Here is a 13618-nt window from a genome sequence, read left to right as displayed (position 1 = left end):
GTAATCGGTTTCTCTTAAAAGTTTGGGTAAAGTGTTTTTAACTGTCCAGCCTGAGAAGGCTTAGGTTGGCCGCTAGTAAATTCTTCTAAAGCATCTGCGAGAGACTCACCGTACCACTCATGAAGCGGGTTGTTGGAATACATAAGAAGCTCGGATTCCATGAGTAGTTGAGTTACTTCAACAGAGGTGAGTCGTTTGATGTCATCAACACTATGAATTTCGTGATCTCCCCAACGGTGTCTAGCCCATTCTAATAGGCAAGATCTTAGCTCCGAAAGGTTATTGTTGTGACAGCATTCAATCAAGGCCTTATAGGCCGAGTTTTCATCTACAGTGCTCAATGGAGCAAAATCTTGTAATGTTGGAACTTGAGTTGCACTTTTTGAGTCGCTCTTTTGTCGTTTTTTAAGCCATATAGCTAACCAGCCTGCGATCATCAATAAAGAGAGCAATAGCAGCCCAAAAATTAAATAATCTCGTAATGACCGACTAGAAGGGGGGGCTGTGATAGCAACTTCCATTGAAGCTGGTTCATTTGCAGTGTCAGTCTTTTTTGTTGGTGTTTTTGCTAAGGATATGGGCGCAACAGAGCGTGGTTGAGCAGGAAGAGGTTCACTGATTTTTGATGTATTTGAATCAGTTTGACTTTGTGTTGCACTGCTTGGTAAAGGTGCAACCACGATTTCTTCGGTGGTGGCTGAGGCTGTTTTGATGGCTCTTGCTTCCGTATCCCAGTAAGTAATGCTTACGTCGGGTAATTGAAGTGTTCCGTCTGCGGTAGGCACAACCTCCACTGTGATTGTTTGGTTTCCAGTGGCGCCATTACTTGTTTTTTGCGTATTGAATTTAGACGGTTTTGGATACATCTTGTAATCGCGTGTGCTGTTGAAATCCAAGGTAGGGATTTGCTCAGGAAGAGCACCTTTTGCCTTGATATCAATCGTCCAGATTAATGTGTCTCCTACTCGTGGTGACTCGTTGGTTTTTTCCAGTTTTGTTGACACGGTCACATTAGAGCTTGGTAACCATGTGTCGCTAGAATAGCTGGCAGGAATAGGCAGTACTTGCACATTCAACGGCTCACTTTGTACCTTAATCATTCTTCTGCCAGTTGACGTGTTAATCATGGCTTGCAGCGTTTGTGGTGGAATGGTGAGCAAGCCACTGCGCTGAGGAAAGGCAAGGTATTCTCGTGTAATTACCTGATACTGTGTGCCATTAATCGTCTGATAACTCATTTGGTCATCGATTAAGCGCTCAATAACAAGATCGGGATGTGATGGTACGGAGCGGTTGGCGTTTTGTAGAGCAACAGAAGTATAAAGTTGAACGCTTAAGATAACTTCCTGTTGTAAGTACGGCTCAATTTCAGAGACTTCGGTTTTTACAATAACTGGAGGATTGCCATTTTCGTCGAGTAATTGAGGTGAGTTCTGCACGACCAATTTAATCGCTTGAGATTCGTGTTCTCCGACTTTGATAGGAGGGATCTCAAAGGTGCCAACCGATTTTGGCATCAAGGAGATAACCCAATAATTCATCGCACGGCTGGTGCCTAAATTGAAGCTGAACTGACTGTTTTGACTTTTGCCTAAAACATCAAAGTCACGTTGTAAGGGGGCTAGCTCTGGGCCATTTCCTGTGTCGCTGAAATCGGCTCTGATTGTGAGCTGGACAATCTCGTTTTCGGTCACGGTGCTTTTATTAAGCGATGAGGTTACTGTGTCCGCATAAAGATTGTTGGAGAATGAGGCTGTAAGCAATATCGTCACCAAAATGGAAAGCAAACATCGCATGCTGCGTTTCAGATTGAATGAAAAGAAAGTTTGCTTAATTACCATGGGTTTTGCCCATCCTTTTGTGTAAATCGATTTTCGTTACGTTTTTCTTGATGCAGATACCAGAGTTTACGCTGCAGTAATAACCCAGGATCATCTTGAATCTGTCTTAACCATTGATTCAGAGCTTGAGTTTGCTCTTTGTCGAGAGTGCTGTTAGTAGCTTCTTTTTTTTCAGCTTCGCTCTGTGAGTCACCTTCTTGCTTATTATCCTTAGGTGATTTCTCTTTGTCTTCTGTTTCGTTCTTTTTATTGTCATTTTTTGACTCTGAAGAGTCATTTTGTTCATTTTTTTCATCGGAGTTTGATGACGGTTGTTGATTCTCTTGATTCTCGCTCTGGTCGTTACTTTGATTTTGGTCCTGAGAGTTTTGATTCTGAGACTCGTCGTTTTGTTCGTTCTTTTTTTGCTCTTGTTGTTTGAGGTAGTCGAGGTTCTCTTTGGCAACCACAAGAGTCGGGTCTTGCTCTAAGGCTTTTTCATACGCTTCTATGGCTTTTGATATGTCACCAGATAATGCGAAAGCATTGCCTAAATTATAGTTTTCAGAGGCGCTTCTTTCTATACTCTCAAGAGACTCTATGGTTTCTTGGTAGTTTTTCAGGGCGTAAGATGACGCAGCCTTCCAATCAGGTTGAGTAAAATATTGATCAGCTGTTTGCCAGTCGCCTTGATCAGCGGCTTGTTGGCCTTTTTGATCTGACGTTAAAAACCAATCCAAAGGGGAGGCAAAGGACTTTTCTGAAGGAAGAGAGAAAACGCCAATAAGTAAGATGAACAGCATGCCTTTCCGGAATTGGAATGCGAGCCAAAGCAACAAAGGCAAGGCAAACCAATGGCCTTGTTCTTGCCAATAAATACTCTTGTTTTCGGACTTCTGAGTTTGCTGATTGTCCAATGAAGTATGGGTGACTTGAGCCAGCTGATTTGGCGTCAAGCGTCCTTCATAAAATTGCCCGCCTAATGATTGAGTAAAGGCTTCTAATTTGTCGATAGGAGTGGCTGCGATAACATTTCTTCCATTTTTTCTCATGATTTGACCGTCAGGAAGCTTAATTGGAGAAGTGTTAGTTGTGCCAACAGCGATCAAATCCAGTTGTGTGTTAGTCCCTTTCAGTAGCGCCGGGATTTGCTCTTCATCTTCTTCACTCAGATCATCTGTTAATGCAATGATGTGCAAAGGTGTGCTTGTGTCTTGGTTGAGTGATAATGCTGTCTCAATGCCGCTGCTTAAATTACTCCCATACACAGGCATAATAATGGGTTCGAGAGCCAACAAGAAATGAGTGATGGTTTCTCTGTCTTGACTGAAAGGACTGATAACAAAACCTTCTCCAGCAAAAGCTACTAGGGCGATGTCGCCTTCTTTTATTTGTTCCAGAATATCGCGAATGGTTTGCTTTAGCTGTGTTTGGCGGTTGGGCAAAATATCTGTCGCATACATAGACAAAGATTGATCAACAACCAAAACGTTTTTATGGGTGCTTTCAAACATTTCAGTTGGCATCTGTGTCCAACTAATACCCGCTAATCCAATCCAACATAGCATCAGACTAATGACGCCAAGCCATTTGTTTTTGTTGCTTGAATGGTTTTTGTATTCTAAATGTTTAAGTAGATTAGCGTCTACCGTGCTTTCCAGAGCACTTTTTTGTGATGCTACGGCATTGAATAAAAAAGCAATGAGCAACGTCATGGGAATAAACAGCAGCCAGTAAGGTCGCTCGAAATGAATCATGTCAAACAACATCATGAGTGATTCCTTTTGCGCCAAACAATTTCCCTGTTAGACAGCAAGGCCAAGCTTAGAAAAGCGATGGCGCCTAGACCTAACCAATGGAAAAGACTGGTTAGAGGACGTTGCCAAATGTCTTCCGCTGGCGTGGGTTCTAGTTCATCTAATGTCTGATAAATTGCTCTTAAATCTTCTGTGCTTTTAGCGCGAAAATATTCGCCGCCCGTTTGAGCGGCAATGTTTTTAAGCAGAGTTTCGTCTAGGTCACTCGATGGATTGACGACTTTTGAACCAAAAAAGCTTTGTACTAACATGCTGTCCGCACCAATGCCTATGGTGTGAATACGAACATTCTGTGAGGCGGCAAACTCTGCTGCTTGCTCAGGTTGTACTCGGCCAGCGGTATTGGCGCCATCCGTCATAAGGATTAAGACTTTTTTGTCTGATGGTTTCTCTTCAAGCCTTTTAATGCTCAAGCCAATAGCATCACCAATGGCGGTTTGTTCACCAGCAAAGCCTATTTGTGCCTCTTGAACAAGCTGGTTAATAGTGGTTGTGTCAAAGCTGAGAGGCGCTTGTAAATAGGCTTTAGAGCCAAAAACGATGATCCCAATGCGGTCACCGCGACGGGCTTCAATGAAATCTGATAATACAGATTTAGCAGCTTCTAGTCGGTTTGCAGATTGATTGTTGAGTGTCATATCAGACACCTGCATACTGCCGGACAAATCCAATGCGATTAACAAATCTCGACCTGATGGAACGACTTTGGTTGGTTCGCCCAACCAAACGGGTTTGGTCATGGCTAGGAGGAGTAAAATCCATGCGATTGTCAGACACAAAGGCCCTAACTGGAAGCGATTTGATGTCAGCTTGGTGTCTTGGTGATGAACCAATTCATCTGTATTTACCCACCAAATACCATTTCCTTTTGGCTTCGCTTTAGGTGCAAAGAATCTTATTAAAGGAATAGGAAGAAGCATCAGAAACCAAGGCCAAGTTAATTCAAGCATGATGTTTCCCTATCCAATAACGTGTCGTTTTGATCATGGCGCTTCGTTGTTCTGGCGTTAGTTCAACCTTACTGCGATAAGGGCCATCAAAAAATGTGTTTCCAAGTAATGAAAATTGGTATTTTTTAGGCATAGTGAGATCTATTTTTTCCAATAAAGCTGAACTAGGTAGTGCGGCCATTTCTATTTTGTTTTCACTGATCAAGCAACGACGAATCATTTCATGGCAAAGCAATATGCATTCTTTGTCTGGTAAATCGCTCGATGCTTTAATGACGGCATTAAGCGCTTCTCGTCGATAGGTACGTTCTTTATAGCGTCGATAACGATAAAAAACAAAAGCACAGATAAGCAAAATCAGCAATGCAAAAATCAACCATGCCCACCACGCGGGCGGCCACATTGCAATGGATTCGGGTAGCAAATAAGCTTCATTGGGCAAACTCATGGTCGCCTGTGTTTGACTGTCAGGCATTAGCGTAAGGCTCCTTGAGAAAGTAAATAGCGAGCGATTTTTTCAGGAGACTCCGTTAGGTCGAATAATTGATGGCGAATGCCTATAGAGGAAAGCTTTTTACGCATAACAGCGTTTTGCTCAAAGAAAGCGGATTTTGCCTGTTGCATGGTTTTTGGGTTGATATTCACCCGTTGAATGCCATGCTGGCCGACCATTTGATATTGACCTGTTGGCAAATTGTAGGCGTTGCTATCGATAATTTGAATCCAGTGAACGGTATTATGCTTGGCAAGCTGCATAAGCGAACTTTCTTCCTCATCACTCCAACTTTGCTTATCTGTCAAAATAATCACATCTTTGTTGTGTGCTTTAGACGTCCATAGAGAGCGAGACCACACACTATTTTGCTTCGACTTTGCGTTTCTATTGTCTAATCGAGAAGCACCTTGTAATTGATGAAGCAAAGCAGGAAACATATTTTGTTTGTTGCTGGCGTATGCTTGTTCGCCATAATTCAAACGATAAGATAAGGTGTCGCCTTGCTGTTTTGAGCGCCATACAATGATTCCCGCAAGTTGAATTAAGCGAGTGGAAATAAAAGTATGGCGAGTGCCAAAGTAAGCGTGATTGGACAAATCAACCAACAACAATCTCTGATGGTCGTTTTCTTGGGCATAAAGGCGAGTGTGCGCTTGACCTGTACGTGCTGTGACGCGCCAATCTATGTGTCTTAAATCATCACTTGCTTGATAAGCGCGTAGCTCTAGCATTTCCATGCCATGACCTTTCTGGCGAGACCGACGTTCGCCTGTTTTCGTTGCAAAACGAATGGCTTTTGGTGCTCGGCCTAGATGCTTTGCATAATGGGCGAGAAGGGCAAAATGCGCTTCATCTAACTCCGGTGATTCTGGAGATAATAATGGGCTCATAATGTTACAGTGCCGGAACGTGACTGATTAAACGTTTTAATAAATCATCGACAGATAAACCTGCTGCTTGCGCCTCAAAGGTTGTAATAATGCGATGACGTAAAACAGGCAAAGCTACTTGGCGTACATCATCTGGTGTTACAAAGTCTCTACCGTTAAGTAGAGCGTTGGCGCGAGCACAGCGATCTAAAGCAAGTGTGGCGCGCGGACTTGCACCAAATTCAATGAGGTTTTCGCTTTTGCTTGCTTCACCAAGGTAAAGAGCAGGTTCTCTTGTTGCCATGACCAATTGCACTATATATTGCTCGACACTTTCCGACATATACAAAGACAGTGATTTTTGTTGTAGCTCTAGAATATCACTTGGCTTGCAAAGCGGTTGAGTAGTACTGGTAGCGGTTTTATGCAGATCTTGTTGTCTGACCAATCTGAGTACTTCTAATTCACTGGCAGCACTTGGATAGCCAAGGTTGATTTTCAACATAAAGCGGTCAAGCTGAGCTTCTGGTAAAGGATAAGTACCTTCTTGCTCAATGGGATTCTGCGTTGCGATGACAAAAAACAAAGGTGGTAAAGTATAGCTATTATTGCCAACAGTCACTTGGTTTTCGCCCATGGCTTCGAGTAACGCAGATTGTACTTTTGCAGGTGCGCGGTTGATTTCGTCAGCTAATACAATTTCGTTCATGATTGGGCCAGGAATGAAGCTAAATTGACCGGTTTCTTGTTGGTAAATATCTGAGCCAGTAACATCGCCCGGTAGTAAGTCGGGCGTGAACTGAATGCGTTGGAAGCGGCTGTCTATTGCGTTGGCCAGCGCCTTGGCTGCCGTGGTTTTTGCAATACCAGGTGGGCCTTCTAAAAGTACATGACCATTAGCAATTAAAGCGACAAGTAATTCATGGGTTAAATCAGGTTGGCCAATAATGGCACGATTGAGGTGGTTTTTTAATTGTTCAATTACAGCTGCCATCGAACCTAGCTTCCTTATACTTCTGTCAAAAAAAGTGTCAACACAATATAATAACCCCCATCTTATCGGATTCAAATCTTTACGCACAGAGTAACGTCTGTAAGAGTAACGTAAGCATAGGAATAAAAAATGGCAAAACTTGTATTGAGTGTGGCGTTGCCCGCATTCAAATATGAAGCTATGTATGCGGGCGCTGCAAAAAATTTAGTGGCGAACAGTTTGGATGGGCGCAAAGTACAACTTCCTTTGGCGGCTTTTCAATGTTTTGTAACACACCAAGGTATTAATGGTGTGTTTGAAGTAGAATTTGATGAATCGAATAAATTAATTGGCATTACTCAACTTAGATAGTGCAACGTAAACACCTAGGAGCCTTATTTTATGTACAACCTTGCTCGCTCGTTACTTTTTAAATTGGACCCTGAAGTTTCTCATGAATTGTCATTAGATCTTCTGGCTGCAAGCAGTCGATTGGGTTTGAATAAGTTTCTAGGTGGATTGCCATCAACTAAACCAGTTGAGGTCATGGGGTTACGTTTTCCTAATGCGGTTGGTTTAGCGGCAGGTTTAGACAAAAATGCCGACGCATTTGAAGCTTTAGGCGCACTTGGTTTTGGTTTTGTTGAAGTGGGTACTGTGACGCCAAAAGGTCAAGCTGGTAACCCGAAGCCACGTCTATTTCGTTTGCCAGAACATGAAGCCATTATTAATCGCATGGGATTTAACAATAAGGGTGTTGATCACCTTGTTTCACGTATTAAATCTCATCGTTATCCGGGTGTTTTAGGAGTTAATATCGGCAAGAATTTGACCACTTCTGTTGAAGACGCCGCTGCGGATTATTTAGCTTGTTTAACCGCTGTTATTCCTTACGCTGATTACATCACAGCGAACATCAGCTCGCCAAACACACCAGGGCTACGTAGTTTGCAATTTGGTGAAAGCTTGGCCGAGTTAATTGCACCATTGACAGAAGCCCGTGATCGCTATGAAGCGGAGCATGGAAAACGCGTTCCATTGGCTGTGAAAATTGCTCCCGACATGACTGATGACGAAATTAAACTGGTGTCAGATACGTTAGTGAAACAAGGTGTTGATGGTATCATTGCAACCAACACGACCTTGTCTCGCGATGCGGTTGCAGGTCATCAGTTTGAAGAAGAAGCGGGCGGCTTAAGTGGTGCGCCAGTGCGAGATGCATCTACTCATGTTGTTAAGGTACTGGCTGAGCATTTGAAAGGCACCTTGCCAATTATTGGTGTCGGCGGTATTTCAAGTGGTGCCGATGCGGTTGAAAAATTGCAAGCTGGTGCGAGCTTAGTACAGATTTACTCTGGGTTTATTTATCAAGGGCCAGAGATGGTAAAAGAGGCGATTGCCACGACAGATGCTTATTACCGAGAGCGTGATTTAGGCATTTAAAAATGAACTTATAAAGCAGCCATCTGACTGAAAGTGTTTAGTGAGCTGTAAAGAAGGCGAGACATGATCTCGCCTTCTTTATTTGTTGAATATTCATTGAATTTAAAAAAGTAATTTAAAAATGAGCACAATATTACAGACAACTGATTCTGAAAATCAGGTTTACGCATTAGAAATAACCTGCCCTTTAGGATTGGAGAATGTCTTAGAAAAAGAGCTCCACAGCGAAGGTTTAACGAACACTCGTTTTGGTGAGGGGCAAGTTAAGCTGACGACTGATTTAGAAGGTATGTACAAGGCATGTCTTTGGTCGCGTGTAGCCACTCGAGTCATGTTGCCGATCGCGAACTTTAAAATTGATTCTGCCGATGACTTATACAACGCAATAAAAGCCATTCCTTGGTCTGATCATATGTCAGCAACCAACACGATTGCGATTGATTGTCACGGTACCAACCATCACATTCGTAATACTCAATTTGGTGCTGTTCGTGCCAAAGATGCGATTGCAGATTATTTTGTTGCCTTATCTGGAGAACGCCCAAGCGTTGAAAAGAATCAGCCAGACGTGCGTATCGCTTTGCGGATTAAGCGTGAAGTGGTCACTGTGAGCATTGATTTGTCCGGCGAAAGTATGCATCGCCGTGGCTATCGTCAGCAGGGTAGCATGGCGCCGTTGAAAGAAAACTTAGCGGCTGGTTTATTGTTACGCGCAGGCTGGGGAAAAGATTGTGGCTTAACTCAGCTGATTGACCCTATGTGTGGTTCTGGTACTTTCTTAGTAGAAGCGGCCATGATGTCGTTGGATATCGCTCCAGGTTTAGGTCGTCATTACTGGGGGTTTAAAGGCTGGAAGCAGCATGATCACCGTATGTGGCAGCAGTTAATGGATTTTGCCAAAAATCGTAAAAGAAATGCAGACGAACTGGGTTTGCGCTTTCAAGGTACGGATCGAGATCAACGAGCGATTGCCGCTTCCCGCGAAAGCATTAAACGTGCAGGCATGGTCGGAATCATCGATGTGTCCATGACGCCTTTTCAAGAGCATGAGTTTGATATTAACCAAGAGAAACCGGGGTTAGTGATTTGTAACCCGCCCTACGGTGAGCGTATTGGCGACGAAATGGCATTGATCGCCTTGTATCGCCAATTGGGCGAATGGGTTGTCAGCCATGTGCGCGGTTGGCAATTTATGATGCTAACTAGTAATGATCATTTGGCACGTCAAATTCCGGTTCGACCAGAAAAAAGTACTCGTGTTATTAACGGTGGTATTGAGTGTCGAGCTTATATTTTCCCATTGTTGCAAGGCAGTATTAAAGAAGACGTTGTCGCGCAATCCGTGATGACGCCTGGTGCTCAAATGTTTGCTAATCGCTTGCAGAAAAATGCCAAGAAAATGAAAAAGTGGGTCGAGAAAAACAAGATCCAATGTTATCGCGTTTATGATGCAGACATGCCGGAATACGCTGTTGCGATTGATGTTTACAGTGATTGGGCTCACGTTCAAGAGTATCAAGCGCCGAAAAGTGTTGATCCAGAAAAAGCTAAGCAGCGTTTGTTTGAAGTTATGTCAGCCATTCCAACAGCGTTGAATATCTCAGAGTCTCAAGTGGTTTTGAAGCAGCGCCAAAGACAGTCAGGTAAAGAACAATATGAAAAGCTTGATCAATCCAAACATGAAATGATTGTCGAAGAATACGGTTGTGATTTCATCGTAAACTTGAAGGACTATTTGGACACAGGCTTATTTTTGGATCACCGACCTGTACGTAAAATGATTCAAGATAAATCAGATGGTAAGCGTTTCTTGAATCTCTTCTGCTATACCGCAAGTGCTTCTGTTCATGCTGGACAAGGTGGTGCACGAAGTTCTTTAAGTGTTGATATGTCGAACACTTATACCGAATGGGCTCGTCGTAATATAGAATTGAATGAGTTCTCTGAGCTTTACCATCAAGTTGAGCGAGCAGATTGCATTGAATGGCTTAAACAAAGCCGTGATGAGTTTGATTTGATCTTTATGGATCCTCCGACGTTTTCTAATTCGAAGAAAATGGCGGATGTCTTAGATATTCAGCGTGATCATGGGGAATTAGTTCGCCTGGCAATGGCAAGATTAGAGCAAGAAGGGGAGCTGATTTTCTCTAATAACTACCGTCGTTTTGTGCTGGATGCAGACTTAGAAGAAGAGTTTGAAGTGAAAAACATCACTCGTGAAACGTTAGACCCTGACTTTGATCGTAATGGTAAAATCCACCAGTGTTACATCATTAAGCATAAGCCTACTGCTTAAAACTTAGTGATATCATATATTTAAATAGCCATCGCATCTTCTTGGATGTGTCATGAAAAAGGAGGCAGTTTGTAAACCGCCTCCTTTTTTTATCTTTTTGTAATCTTGGGTGTGCAAACTCTATCTTGTGAGAAAAAGAGACTATAGTTAATAAAATAATTTAAGTAAGAGACGGCAAAGTGAGGGAAATTATGAAACTCAAATTAACGCCAACTCAAAATTTATGTGTTGGCTATCTAGAATCAGGTTTTGAACTTATCCAGTTAGGTGAGCAATTTTACTTTGTTAAAGGGAGGCGTCGGCAGAAAGTATTGCCGAAAACATTAGATGCTCTTATTGATAGAGGTGCGCTTTGCACCGAACAAGGCAATTACAAGCTTACTCAAGAATTTGTAGCTCATCGTAAAAAACTGCGCGAAGGCGTGAAACCAGTTCATCATTAACTGTGTTTCTGGTGTTGTTATAATGTTAGCTGAGGCTACTTTGCCCCATTATTTTTCTTTGCAATCTAATGGTTTTTTTATGTTGCCTATGTAGTCGTTAAATCAGTACTAATGCAACGACTTTGGTGTTTCTGTGAACAAATAACTCACCGCTTGAGCGAGTTTAGGGCTGATGTGGTTACCGCGTAATAAAGCCCAAAGAGGTTGTTTGGTTTCTGGGTGTTGGCTTAGTTCTGCTGCCACTTGTTTGAAGGCAATGTAACCATCTTCTCTGTGAGCCAGCTTTTCCATGATGATTCTAAGCAGTTGAGGGTTTTGGCTCAGCCAGTTCGGGCATTTCGCAGCCAATGCCGCAATGGTGTGGATGTCGCCATCGTTGCATTCGGTTAAACTGCCAAGTAAGCCGAATAAAGGCAAGAGAAGTATGTCATCCAACCGGGATCTGGATAATGCACGAAGGTAGCTGGCTTGAATTAACGGGTCTTGTTCTGTTTGCAATTGAGCAATGATTTCAGTTTTTAGTCTTGCAGGTAGAGTTTGATGTTCTAACGCGTGACAAAGTGCACTCACGACTTGAGGAACGGCACGTTTTATCGCGTTATCAATCAGTGCTTCGTATTGTGTTTCGTTGGTCCTTGCTGCGAGTTCGGCAATACCTTGAAGTCCAAGCGTCTGCCATTGGTCATTTTCTTCTATTTGATCGGAAGAAAGGTATTCAACGACAGCATGGAAATAATGGGATGGATCGGTTTTTAAATCTTTTCCTAAAATGGCGTGGAGGCTCGCCATACGCTCTTGGTCTGGTTTAAAGACATAAGGGTTATCTTCCAAAGCTTCAGACAAGCCTGCTTCTTCACCTTTGTGAAGAATTTTATCGACAATGCTTTTTATGAAGTGGTCGCGGGTTCCTAAATTCAAACAGCCTGCTTCATCCAGTGGCAACTTTAGAAACCAAATCACACTTTCATCAATGGCATTTTTCTTATTGCTGTCTTTGGCTTTTAAAAGGCAAGCGAGCCAAGCGTGTTGGCGAAATGGAAAAGGGTAAACTTGCTGCTTTCGGTCGAATTGGGTGGCTTGCTGAGGCGTGATTTTTGTGATGTTTCGTCCAAGGTCGTAATAGGTAACGTCACATCCGACCATATCAAATAAGTCAGAAAGAGATTCAATTTTGTTCATGATAAAATATAGACTCAAGTTGCTGATAAGAGCATAAAAACGCCGTTAATCAGTGAAAAAAGATCACACATCTTACCGTTTTTCTAGGGAGAAATCAGGTTGAAAAAGGCTTTTTCTGCCCATCACACATTGGCTGATTTGCTAATCGACCTGCAAATGGCGATGCAAACCACTGGTGTTTGGGATTGTGAGATACCAACGCCACAAGCCTTACAGAGCCAAGAGCCATTTTGTATAGACACAATGTCGTTCGAGCAATGGCTTAAATTTGTGATGATTGAGCGCTTTAGAGTCTTGTTAGAAACTGGCGAAGTATTACCGACTCGCTGTCATATTTCACCAATGGCTGAAGAGGCTTTTAAAGATAAACCTCAAGAAAGTGTCGCGATTTTGGTTCGTTGTTTAGACCTTATCGACCAGCATCTAAGTAGCTCTTCATGATAATTTCTGAGCTCCATCATCCTTTTGTGAGAGATCTTGCTTGGCTGGTGGAAGGTCATTACATTGAGAAGGATTTCGACCTTGAACCTTATTGGTTAGATGATGTGTCATTAAGGTTGATTGAATTAGACCGTAACCCTGACGATTTAATCAATGCAGTGAATGCTTGCAAATCTCATTTTCTGGGCAGTTATTTTGAGACCTTGTTTTCTTATGCCATCAAGCATTTGTCTTCTCTCGCAGTTGTGTTGGAGCATTTTCAGGTTCAGGGAGAGAGTGGCACATTGGGAGAAGTGGATATGTTGGTGGAAACATCTTGCGGTCAGCTTCATCAGTTTGAAATAACGATTAAGTTTTACTTAGAGCGGTCTGATCTTGCACCACATTCTTGGATTGGTCCAAACAAAAATGACAGCTTATTAAAGAAGGTGACTCGGGCGCGAGAGCACCAGTTATCTATCCTTGAAACACCCGAAGGCTTGTCGGTTATCAATAAAATCGCAAATAATCGAAAAATAAACTCAAGTTTATTGGTCTTCGGTCGATTGTATTATGGGTTAAAAGATAACGACGACATTGAGCGATGGCTTGAGCAAGGTAGAGGTGGCTGGATTCGTGCTTCGGAATTCATACTGCTAATGTCGTACTTTTCCCACTTTCTTATATTAAAGAAGCCACATTGGATGGCTTTTTCAAATATAAATGAGAATTTTACTTTATTTTCTCTACAATCTGCCTACAATCTTGTAGGTCGTTTCCTACAGGATGAGCGCCCTCAACATATACTTTTATGGGAAGTAGGAAAGGACATAAAGCGAAGTGTGTTTGTTGTTCCTGACTCATGGTAAGAGGTTAAACAGGATCTAATGTTAAGATCTTAATTGGCAGTAT

General features: G+C 42.5%; 13 protein-coding genes. 6 read left to right on the top strand and 7 right to left on the bottom strand.

All coding sequences use genetic code 11. The annotated features are described in order from the left end of the window. Window positions 1–14: 14 nt before the first annotated feature. Genes ABFY09_RS00475 through ABFY09_RS00450 form a run of 6 tightly spaced genes read right to left on the bottom strand, consistent with a single transcriptional unit; the run spans window position 15 to window position 6946 of the window. On the bottom strand, window positions 15–1841 hold the full coding sequence (locus ABFY09_RS00475; RefSeq protein WP_347982330.1) for a BatD family protein: 1827 nt from the start codon (window positions 1839–1841) through the stop codon (window positions 15–17). Beyond that, window positions 1835–3592 carry a VWA domain-containing protein gene (locus ABFY09_RS00470; RefSeq protein WP_347982329.1) on the bottom strand — a complete coding sequence of 586 codons (1758 nt, stop codon included), beginning with the start codon at window positions 3590–3592 and terminating at the stop codon, window positions 1835–1837. Before ABFY09_RS00470 ends, ABFY09_RS00475 begins: the two co-directional genes overlap by 7 nt. Then, window positions 3589–4587 carry a VWA domain-containing protein gene (locus ABFY09_RS00465; protein ID WP_347982328.1) on the bottom strand — a complete coding sequence of 333 codons (999 nt, stop codon included), beginning with the start codon at window positions 4585–4587 and terminating at the stop codon, window positions 3589–3591. The genes ABFY09_RS00470 and ABFY09_RS00465 overlap by 4 nt, the downstream gene beginning before the upstream one ends. Further along, complete coding sequence (locus ABFY09_RS00460; protein ID WP_347982327.1) at window positions 4580–5062, bottom strand: DUF4381 domain-containing protein; 483 nt, start codon at window positions 5060–5062, stop codon at window positions 4580–4582. Before ABFY09_RS00460 ends, ABFY09_RS00465 begins: the two co-directional genes overlap by 8 nt. Then, on the bottom strand, window positions 5062–5973 hold the full coding sequence (locus ABFY09_RS00455; RefSeq protein ID WP_347982326.1) for a DUF58 domain-containing protein: 912 nt from the start codon (window positions 5971–5973) through the stop codon (window positions 5062–5064). The genes ABFY09_RS00460 and ABFY09_RS00455 overlap by 1 nt, the downstream gene beginning before the upstream one ends. A 4-nt stretch (window positions 5974–5977) precedes the next feature. Next, the gene (locus ABFY09_RS00450; protein ID WP_347982325.1) at window positions 5978–6946 is read right to left on the bottom strand and encodes a MoxR family ATPase; all 969 of its coding nucleotides are present in this window, start codon (window positions 6944–6946) and stop codon (window positions 5978–5980) included. A gap of 129 nt (window positions 6947–7075) precedes the next feature. Here ABFY09_RS00450 and ABFY09_RS00445 point away from each other — a divergent pair, with 129 nt between their 5' ends. The 4 genes from ABFY09_RS00445 (at window position 7076) to ABFY09_RS00430 (ending at window position 11107) form a co-directional block, all read left to right on the top strand. Next, window positions 7076–7297 carry a DUF2835 domain-containing protein gene (locus tag ABFY09_RS00445; RefSeq protein ID WP_347982324.1) on the top strand — a complete coding sequence of 74 codons (222 nt, stop codon included), beginning with the start codon at window positions 7076–7078 and terminating at the stop codon, window positions 7295–7297. Window positions 7298–7327: 30 nt separating this feature from the next. Next, window positions 7328–8368 (top strand): quinone-dependent dihydroorotate dehydrogenase, encoded by a 1041-nt coding sequence (locus tag ABFY09_RS00440; RefSeq protein WP_347982323.1) that lies wholly within the window; start codon window positions 7328–7330, stop codon window positions 8366–8368. A gap of 121 nt (window positions 8369–8489) precedes the next feature. Beyond that, on the top strand, window positions 8490–10664 hold the full coding sequence (gene rlmKL, locus ABFY09_RS00435) for a bifunctional 23S rRNA (guanine(2069)-N(7))-methyltransferase RlmK/23S rRNA (guanine(2445)-N(2))-methyltransferase RlmL (protein WP_347982322.1): 2175 nt from the start codon (window positions 8490–8492) through the stop codon (window positions 10662–10664). Between the two features lie 191 nt (window positions 10665–10855). Beyond that, window positions 10856–11107, top strand: a complete 252-nt coding sequence (locus ABFY09_RS00430) for a formyltetrahydrofolate deformylase (protein ID WP_347982321.1) — start codon at window positions 10856–10858, stop codon at window positions 11105–11107. Window positions 11108–11215: 108 nt separating this feature from the next. Here the strand turns inward: ABFY09_RS00430 and ABFY09_RS00425 are convergent, their stop codons facing one another. Next, on the bottom strand, window positions 11216–12286 hold the full coding sequence (locus tag ABFY09_RS00425; RefSeq protein ID WP_347982320.1) for a DUF3549 family protein: 1071 nt from the start codon (window positions 12284–12286) through the stop codon (window positions 11216–11218). A 99-nt stretch (window positions 12287–12385) separates the two neighbouring features. On the opposite strand from ABFY09_RS00425, the gene ABFY09_RS00420 reads away from it, so the two are divergent. Beyond that, on the top strand, window positions 12386–12727 hold the full coding sequence (locus ABFY09_RS00420; RefSeq protein ID WP_347982319.1) for a YqcC family protein: 342 nt from the start codon (window positions 12386–12388) through the stop codon (window positions 12725–12727). Beyond that, window positions 12724–13575 carry a DUF1853 family protein gene (locus ABFY09_RS00415; RefSeq protein ID WP_347982318.1) on the top strand — a complete coding sequence of 284 codons (852 nt, stop codon included), beginning with the start codon at window positions 12724–12726 and terminating at the stop codon, window positions 13573–13575. Before ABFY09_RS00420 ends, ABFY09_RS00415 begins: the two co-directional genes overlap by 4 nt. Window positions 13576–13618 lie beyond the last annotated feature (43 nt).

The sequence above is a fragment of the Marinomonas sp. 5E14-1 genome (assembly GCF_039939215.1).
Taxonomy (GTDB): Bacteria; Pseudomonadota; Gammaproteobacteria; order Pseudomonadales; family Marinomonadaceae; genus Marinomonas.
This window is presented reverse-complemented; position numbering and strand designations above follow the sequence as displayed.

What these genes read in the sequence shown, in the direction of transcription:
- ABFY09_RS00475 (WP_347982330.1), bottom strand. Translation starts at nt 1,841, where the DNA reads ATGGTAATTAAGCAAACTTTCTTTTCATTCAATCTGAAACGCAGCATG.
- ABFY09_RS00470 (WP_347982329.1), bottom strand. Translation starts at nt 3,592, where the DNA reads ATGATGTTGTTTGACATGATTCATTTCGAGCGACCTTACTGGCTGCTG.
- ABFY09_RS00465 (WP_347982328.1), bottom strand. Translation starts at nt 4,587, where the DNA reads ATGCTTGAATTAACTTGGCCTTGGTTTCTGATGCTTCTTCCTATTCCT.
- ABFY09_RS00460 (WP_347982327.1), bottom strand. Translation starts at nt 5,062, where the DNA reads ATGCCTGACAGTCAAACACAGGCGACCATGAGTTTGCCCAATGAAGCT.
- ABFY09_RS00455 (WP_347982326.1), bottom strand. Translation starts at nt 5,973, where the DNA reads ATGAGCCCATTATTATCTCCAGAATCACCGGAGTTAGATGAAGCGCAT.
- ABFY09_RS00450 (WP_347982325.1), bottom strand. Translation starts at nt 6,946, where the DNA reads ATGGCAGCTGTAATTGAACAATTAAAAAACCACCTCAATCGTGCCATT.
- ABFY09_RS00445 (WP_347982324.1), top strand. Translation starts at nt 7,076, where the DNA reads ATGGCAAAACTTGTATTGAGTGTGGCGTTGCCCGCATTCAAATATGAA.
- ABFY09_RS00440 (WP_347982323.1), top strand. Translation starts at nt 7,328, where the DNA reads ATGTACAACCTTGCTCGCTCGTTACTTTTTAAATTGGACCCTGAAGTT.
- rlmKL (WP_347982322.1), top strand. Translation starts at nt 8,490, where the DNA reads ATGAGCACAATATTACAGACAACTGATTCTGAAAATCAGGTTTACGCA.
- ABFY09_RS00430 (WP_347982321.1), top strand. Translation starts at nt 10,856, where the DNA reads ATGAAACTCAAATTAACGCCAACTCAAAATTTATGTGTTGGCTATCTA.
- ABFY09_RS00425 (WP_347982320.1), bottom strand. Translation starts at nt 12,286, where the DNA reads ATGAACAAAATTGAATCTCTTTCTGACTTATTTGATATGGTCGGATGT.
- ABFY09_RS00415 (WP_347982318.1), top strand. Translation starts at nt 12,724, where the DNA reads ATGATAATTTCTGAGCTCCATCATCCTTTTGTGAGAGATCTTGCTTGG.